Origin of the sequence: Citromicrobium bathyomarinum (genome assembly GCF_038594605.1) — a bacterium.
GTDB classification, from domain to species: Bacteria; Pseudomonadota; Alphaproteobacteria; order Sphingomonadales; family Sphingomonadaceae; genus Alteriqipengyuania; species Alteriqipengyuania bathyomarina_B.
Map to the genome: position 1 here is coordinate 584,106 of NZ_JBCFZM010000003.1, position 8,857 is coordinate 592,962.

Annotated in this window: 1 protein-coding gene; it reads left to right on the forward strand. The window is 66.0% G+C overall.

The window, feature by feature from the left end; all coding sequences use genetic code 11:
• Window positions 1–70: 70 nt before the first annotated feature.
• The coding region (locus AAG612_RS14195; RefSeq protein ID WP_342511189.1) for a beta strand repeat-containing protein at window positions 71–8,857 on the forward strand (8,787 nt) is incomplete at its 3' end.

Below are 8,857 nucleotides of genomic sequence, written 5' to 3' on the forward strand. Positions count from 1 at the left end.
TGCGGATCGGCATTCAGGGACGTGCCGCCGCCGCACCCGGGCATTGATCGCGTTGTAGGGGTGGGCAAAAGTGGCATTCGGAACAAGCGCAGGGCGTGGCTTCGGCTGCGCCGAATGGCGTTTCTGGGCGAGATTGGCAGAACTGCGCCACTCGCTATCCGCCGCCCTCATGCGGACGCCTTCCGCCGTCCGGGGATCGATCGTTTCCGTCATTCTCGCGGCGCTTGCGCTGCTTCTGCCCGCCGCCGCCGCGGCCCAGCCCGTGTTGCAGGTTTACGGCATCGTCGACGGCTCGGCGGTGGCTGTGCCCAACGGTTCCTCATCTCCGAGTGCGGCAACCGATTTCGGGACCGTCGAAGAGACAGGCAGCGTGGTAGTGCGTTACTTCCTGCTCTACAATCCCGGCGACGCGCCGCTGAACATCACCGATATTTCGGTGTCTCCGGGAAGCGTATTCCGGCTTACGCAAAACAACACGGGGGTGATCGGCGCGGGCGGCAGCCAGTCGGTCCCGGTCGAATTCGATCCGAACGCAGGTGGGCCGTTTTCGGAAACGATCAGTGTGTCGAGCGACGATCCGAACAATCCCAGCTACACCTTTCAGGTGTTCGGCGAAGGCGTCGCGACCTCCGGTCCGACTGTCACGCTAGGCGCGCTCACCGATGCCGGTAGCAATACCTTCACGTCCAGCATCACCTTTTCGGCTCCCGTCACGGGTTTCACCGCCAGCGATCTGGTGACGACCAACGCCAGCGCGACGCTGAGCGGTTCCGGTGCCAATTACGTCGTGACCCTGAGCCCAGCAGCGTCGGGGCAATTCAGCGTGCAGGTCCCGGCCAACGTCGCGGTCGACGGATCGGGCAGGTACAATCGTCCGTCGGATATCCGCACTGCGACCTTCAACCCGCCGCCGGGGGGTGTCCTGCGCGTGACGGGCAGAGGCAACACGATCGCGAGCGGGGATACGTCGCCGCGCAACGCCGACGGAACGTTTTACGGCGAAGTCGTTGTCGGAGAGAGCGCCGTCGACCGGACATTTGTGCTGCACAACGACGGGGCGAGCACGCTGACGGTTTCGTCGGTCACCGTCGACAACGCCACCGGCAGCGCTTTCAGCCTTGTCGGGGCGACGCCGAATATGATCGCTCCAGACGGGACCGCGTCGATTACAATCCGCTTCGACCCTGCCGCCGAGGGGGCATTCGATGCGGTGGTGCGGATCGGCAGCGACGATCCGGACAGCCCGATATACAGCTTCACTGTGCAGGGAGCCGCCGAGGCGGCGGCGCCGGCCATGTTCGTTTTTCTCAACGGTTCGCCGGTACAAAATGGTGCTGCAACCACCCCGGGGACCGATTTCGGCACCATCGCCGTCGGCGCGTCCGACACCCGACAGTTCGTCGTGTATAATGCGGGCAATGCGGACCTGACCTTCGCAGCTTCCGCCTCGCCGATCGAGGGCTACCGGATGTCGATCGTGTCGTCCGGCACGATTCCCGCAGGTAGCTTCCAGGCCTTCGATGTGTTCTTCGATCCAAAGGCCGAAGGCGACTTCCCGACCACGGTTTCGATCGCGAGCAACGATCCGAATACGCCCGTCTTCACTTTCGACATGGAAGGCTCCGCTGTCGCGCCCGTGCCGACCGCCGGCACGATTTCACCTGCCGAGGGCCCCGCGGTGGGTGGCACGACTGTCTCGATAGCCGGTACGGGCTTCCTGACCGCGCAAAGCGTCACCTTCGACGGCACCGCCGCGACGAGTTTTACCGTGGTGAGCGACACCGAGATCGAAGCGGTTTCGCCCGCCCACGCCTCGGGTGCCGTCGATATCGTCGTGACCACCGCCGGTGGCACCGCGACCGCCACCAATGGCTACACTTACCTCGCTTCGAGCGACGCGACGCTGGCATCGCTGTCGGTCAGCGAGGGGACGCTGAGCCCGGCGTTCGACCCCGCAGAAACCGACTATGCAGTCTCGGTTGGCGAAGCGGTCGCGACGATCGCCCTGACGCCCACCGCATCGGATGCCGGGGCCACGATCACCGTGGCGGGCATCGCCGTGACATCGGGCCAGGCGAGCGATCCGATCGCACTGTCGGCGGGTCAGAACATGATCGCGGCCGAAGTGACCGCCCCCGACGGCACGACCCGGCAGTATAATGTCGTCGTAACGCGCGCGCTGTCGAGCGATGCCTCGCTCGCCGCGCTCTCGGTCAGCGAGGGCACGCTTACGCCTGCATTCGATACTGCGCGCGGCAGTTATACGGTAAGGGTCGCCAGCGACGTCGAGACCATCACAGTGACACCGACCGCGTCGGATGCGGGCGCCACGATCAGGGTGAACGGCACCGCGACGCCATCGGGAACCGCGACCGCGCCCATTCCTCTCGTCGTCGGCACCACCCCGATTACGGTGCAGGTGATGGCCGCCAATGGTGCGTCGCGTGTCTACAGCCTTCCCGTCACGCGGGCCGCGCCGCCGACGGTCCAGGTCTATTCGATGACCGGCGGTCAGGCTGCCGTCGCCAATGGCAGCACCGCAGCCACTCCCGGCACCGATTTCGGCCAGGTCAATGTCGGAGGGCAGGGCACGCGCCTGTTCGTCGTCAACAACGCCGGCGACGCACCGCTGACGCTGACCGGCCTCTCCGTCACGCCTTCGGATGGCTTCTCGGTCCCCGCGCTGACGTCGGAGACGTTGCAGCCCGGCGGAAGTTACCAGTTCACGATTCCCTTCAGGCCGACGAGCACGGGCGACGTGACCGCAACCGTTTCGATAGCCAGCAATGATCCGAACGCGCCGACCTACAGCTTTGCGGTCTATGCAAACGGAGTGGCGCCGCTGCCGACAATCGGCTCGGTCTCGCCGGACGAGGGAGTCGCGCGGGGCGGCGCCTCGGTCACCATCACCGGTACGGGGTTCCTGACTGCGCAGAGCGTGACCTTCGGCGGCACCGATGCCACCGCCTTCACCGTCTTGAGCGATACCGCGATCCAGGCAACGACACCCGAGCATCCAGCGGGCGCCGTCGATGTGGTCGTCACCTCGCCGGGCGGCAGCGCCACGGCCACCGATGGCTATACCTTCCTTTCCGGCGATTCGACTCTGGCGAGCCTTGTGCCGAGCGACGGCACGCTCTCGCCCACGTTCGACGCCGCTGAGCAAGACTATAGTGTCCGGGTCGCGCATTCGGTCGACATGATCACGCTGACCCCGACGGCGAACGATGCCGGGGCAACGATCACCGTCGACGGAAACGCGGTGGCTTCGGGAAGCGCAAGCGCTTCGATTGCGCTGCCGGTCGGCGTCACAAGGATCGTGGTCCGGGTGAATGCCGCCGACGGTACGAACCGCCAATATTCGGTGACCGTCACACGCGCGCCCTCGGACGATGCGACGCTCTCCGCGCTTACGGTGAGCGAAGGGTCGCTGACCCCGGCCTTCGATACCGGCGAGCTGAGCTATGCGGTTGCGGTGGCCCATTCGGTCACGTCGATCGTGCTGACCCCGACCGCCTCGGATGCGGGCGCGACGATTCGCGTGGCCGGGAGCATGACTGCCTCGGGTAGCGCGAGCACGCCGGTCGCGCTGAACGCTGGCACGACATCGATTGCGGTGATCGTCACAGCCGCCGACGGGACGACGCAGCAATATACCGTGGCGGTGACGCGAGCCCCGTCGAGCGACGCGACGCTCGTCAGCCTGGTGCCGAGCGATGGTGCGCTCTCTCCCGCGTTCGATCCGGCAGAGCTGAGCTATGCGGTTTCGGTCGGCAATGATGTCGATACGATCACGCTCACGCCGCGGGTGGCCGATGCCGGAGCGACGGTTGCGGTCGCGGGCAATGCAGTGACCTCGGGCAATGCCAGCGCACCCGTAGCGCTCCCCGTTGGTACCACCTCGATTGCGGTGGTGGTGACCGCAGCCGATGGCACGACGCAGCAATACGACGTGGCGGTGACGCGCGTGCCGTCCAACGATGCCAAGCTCTCGGCCCTGACGCTTAGCGAAGGCACGCTCCAGCCTGCCTTCGGCCCGTTCAACACGAACTATCTGGTCGACGTCGCCAATTCGGTCACATCGATCACAGTGACGCCCACCGCTGCGGATGCCGACGCCACTATCACCGTCGCCGGCAACGCAGTCGCTTCGGGCAGCGCGAGCGCGCCGGTGGCGCTGACCATCGGCAGCAACGCGATCGCGGTCGTCGTCACTGCGGCGGATGGCACCATGCTGGAATACACCATTGCCGTCACTCGCGCCGCGTCGAGCGATGCGACGCTGTCGGACCTGGCGGTGAGCGAGGGCACGCTGACGCCTGCCTTCGACCCGGGCCGGACCAGCTATGCGGTAGCCGTCGACACGCCGGTCGATTCCATCCGCGTAAAGCCGACCGTCTCCGATGCCGGAGCCACGGTGACGGTAGCGGGCAATGCAGTGGCTTCGGGCAGCGCAAGCGCGCCGATTACTTTGAACGTGGGCACAAACTCGATTCCGGTGACGGTGACGGCCGGGAACGGCGCCACCCTGAGCTATACCTTGTCAGTAACCCGCGCCGCGCCGCCGACGATCGCCATGTATTCGACCACCGGCGGCGTTCAGGCGATTGCCGACGGTACGACCTCGGCAACGCCGGGGACCGATTTCGGCGAAGTGATGGTCGGCGCTTCCGCATCGCGCAGGTTCCTGATCACCAATACTGGCAATGCCGATCTCGTCATTTCGGGTATCACCGCTACGCCTGCGGCAGGATTTGAAGTGCCGGCCGAGTCATCGAGGACCATCGTGCCGGGCGGTTCCTACGAGTTCGAAATCCGGTTTGCGCCCACGAGTGAAGGCAGTTTCGCGACGACCATCGCCGTTGCAAGCAACGATCCTGCCACGCCCTCCTTCAGCTATAGTTTGTACGCAACTGCCGCCGCGCCTCTCCCGACGATAACCGGCATCACACCGACAGAGGGTTCGGCATCCGGCGGCACCGCTGTAACGATCACCGGCACGGGCTTTCTGACGGCGACCAGCGTGACCTTCGACGGCGTGGCCGCAGATGCGTTTACCGTTGTCAGCGACACGCGGATCGACACGACCACACCTGCAAATCCGTTGGGCACAGTCGATGTGGTCGTCACCTCGCCGGGTGGCGCAGCGACGGCGACCGATGGCTATCGCTACCTCTCCGGAGAAGCGTCCCTGTCCGGCCTCTCGGTGAGCGAAGGCACGCTGACGCCGACGTTCGATCCGGCGCAGATCGACTACTCGGTGTCGGTTGGCAGCACGGTCGATACGATCACGCTTACCCCGACCGCCTCGGATGCTGGCGCGACCATCACCGTCGCTGGCAATGCGGTCTCCTCCGGCAGCGCGAGCGCGCCGGTGGCCCTGTCGGTCGGCACGACCTCGATCGACGTTGTCGTGACTGCGGCGGATGGTACGACGCGGCAATATGCGGTTGCGGTAGCCCGCGCCGCGCCGCCGACCATCGGCGTCTATTCGAGCAGCGACGGCGTTCAGCCGATTGCCAACGGCGCGACTTCGGCGACGCCGGGGACCGATTTCGGCGAGGTGGCGGTCGGATCGTCGGGATCGCGCACATTCCTGATCTTCAACGATGGCGATGTCGATCTCGTGGTTTCGGGCATTGCCGCGAGTCCGGCGGCAGGATTTACCCTGCCGACTGCTTCCTCGACAACGATCGCTCCGGGCGGTTCCTTCGAGTTTCCGATTGTCTTCGCGCCGCAGACCGACGGCAGCTTCACTACGACGATCGCGATCACAAGCAACGACCCCGCGACGCCGAGCTTTACCTACAGCCTCTACGGCACGGCCGCCGCGCCCATCCCGATGATTTCGGACGTCGCCCCGGCAGAAGGTCCGCTCTCCGGCGGCACCGGCGTCGCGATCACCGGCACGGGCTTCCTCACGGTAACCAGTGTCACCTTCGCAGGCGAGAACGCAGACGCGTTTACCGTAGTCAGCGACACGCGGATCGATGCGACGACGCCTGCCAATGTCGCGGGCACTGTCGATGTGGTCGTCAGCTCGCCCGGGGGCGCGGCAACCGCGACCCGTAGTTTTACCTACCTTTCCAACGACGCGACGCTCTCGACGCTGGCGGTGAGCGAGGGCGTGTTGTCACCGACGTTCGATCCCGCGCGGTCTGACTACACCGTGTCGGTCGGCAACGCGGTCGATACGATTGCGCTGACCCCGAGTGCGTCGGACGCAGATGCCACGATCACCGTGGCTGGCAAGGCGGTGGCTTCGGGCAGCGCGAGTGCGCCGGTGGCGCTTCCGGTCGGCACCACCACTATCGAAGTGGTGGTGACCGCTGCCGATGGCACCGACCAGCGCTACACGGTCGCAGTGACGCGTGCCGTTTCAAGCGATGCGGCGCTGTCTGCGCTGGGAGTAAGCGAGGGGGCGCTGTCACCAGCGTTCGATCCGGCGCAAGCGAGCTATACCGTATCGGTCGGCCACGAGGTCGAGACGATTGCGCTTACTCCGAGTGCCTCGGACGCTGGTGCCACGATCACCGTCGCTGGTAACGCAGTTGCCTCGGGCAGCGCGAGTGCGCCGGTTGCGCTTTCGGTCGGCACGACGTCGATTGCGGTCGTGGTGACCGCTGCCGATGGCACGACCCGGCAGTACACGGTTGCAGTGACCCGCGCCGCCTCGAGCGATGCGGCATTGTCTGCGCTGTCGGTGAGCGAAGGGACGCTGACGCCAAGCTTCGATGCGAGCCAGACGAGCTACACCGTCTCGGTCGGTAACGCGGTCGATACGGTCACGCTCACCCCGAGTGCGTCGGACGCAGATGCCACCATAACCGTCGCTGGCAACGCGGTGGCTTCGGGAAGTGCGAGTGCGCCCGTGGCGCTGCCAGTCGGCACCACCCCGATTGCGGTCGTGGTAACCGCTCCGGATGGTACCACCCAGACCTACACGGTCGCGATAACTCGCGCCGCCTCGAACGATGCGCAGCTATCCTCGCTGTCGGTGAGCGAGGGGACGCTGAGCCCCGCGTTCGACCCCGCGCAAACGAACTACGCAGTGTCGGTGGGCAGCACGGTTGACGCGATGACGCTAAGCCCGACCGCCTCGGACGCCGACGCCACGATCACGGTCGCTGGTGATGCGGTAGCTTCGGGCAGCGCGAGTGCGCCGGTTGCGCTGTCGGTCGGCACCACCTCGATCCCAGTGGTGGTGACCGCAGCGGACGGCACAACGCGGCAATATACGGTCGCAGTGACCCGCGCCGCGCCGCCGACGCTCGCCGTGTATTCGACCAGCGGCGGCGTCCAGCCGATCGCCAACGGTTCGGCGTCGACGACGCCCGGGACCGATTTCGGCCAGGTGATGGTCGGGTCCTCCGAGTCTCGCGGGTTCCTGATCTTCAACGAGGGCGATGCCGATCTCGTGGTCTCAGGCATCACTGCGACACCTGCGGCCGGTTTCGTCGTGCAGGCGGACGCGTCGAGGACGATCGCTCCGGGTGGTTCCTACGAGTTCGACATTCGGTTTGCTCCGAAGGCCATCGGCGGCGTCACCGCGACGGTCACCATCGCGAGCAATGATGCCGCAACGCCGAGCTTTACCTATAACCTGTACGCAACCGGGGCAGCGCCGGTGCCGACGATCGTCGACATTGCCCCGGCAGAAGGTCTGACCGTAGGCGGCACCACTGTCGCGATTACCGGCACAGGCTTTCTGACGGCTAACAGCGTCACCTTCGCAGGCGTCCAGGCAAACGCGTTTACCGTAGTCAGCGATACGCAAATCGATGCGACGGCGCCTGCGAATAGCGCGGGCAGGGTCGACGTTGTCGTTACATCGCCGGGCGGCTCGGCAACGGCGACCGGTGCCTTCACTTACCTTTCCAATGATGCGGCGCTGTCTGCGCTGGGAGTAAGCGAGGGGGCGCTGTCACCAGCGTTCGATCCGGCGCAAGCGAGCTATACCGTATCGGTCGGCCACGAAGTCGATACGATTACGCTGACGCCGAGTGCCTCGGACGTCGACGCAACGATTACCGTGGCGGGCAATGCGGTGGCTTCGGGCAGCGCTAGTGCGCCGGTTGCGCTTCCGGTCGGCACGACCACTATCGAAGTGGTGGTGACAGCCGCCGACGGGACCACCCAGCAGTACACGGTCGCGGTGACCCGCGCCGCCTCGAGCGATGCGGCACTGTCTGCGCTGTCATTGAGCGAAGGGGCGCTCTCGCCAAGCTTCGATGCGAGCCAGACGAGCTACACCGTCTCGGTCAGCAATGAGGTTGAGACGATTACGCTGACCCCAAGTGCCTCGGACGCGGATGCGACGATCACGGTCGCGGGTAATGCCGTTGCCTCGGGTAGCGTGAGTGCACCGGTGGCGCTGCCGGTCGGCACGACGTCGATTGCGGTCGTGGTGACCGCTCCCGACGGCACGACCCGGCAGTACACGGTTGCGGTGACCCGCGCCGCCTCGAGCGATGCGCAGCTGTCCGCCCTGTCGGTGAGCGAGGGAACCCTGAGTCCCGCGTTCGATCCTGGGCAGGCGAGCTACACCGTCTCGGTCGGCAACGAGGTCGATACGATTACGCTGACGCCGAGTGCTTCGGATGCCGACGCCACGATCACGGTCGCGGGCAACGCGGTGACTTCGGGAAGCGCGAGTTCGCCCGTGGCGCTGCCGGTCGGCACGACGCCGATTACGGTGGTGGTCACCGCTCCGGATGGCACCACCCAGAGCTACTCGGTTGCGGTGACCCGCGCTGCCTCGAACGATGCGCAGCTGTCCGCTCTGTCGGCGAGCGAGGGGGCGCTTTCGCCAAGCTTCGATGCGAGCCAGACGAGCTACACCGTCTCGGTCGGCAAC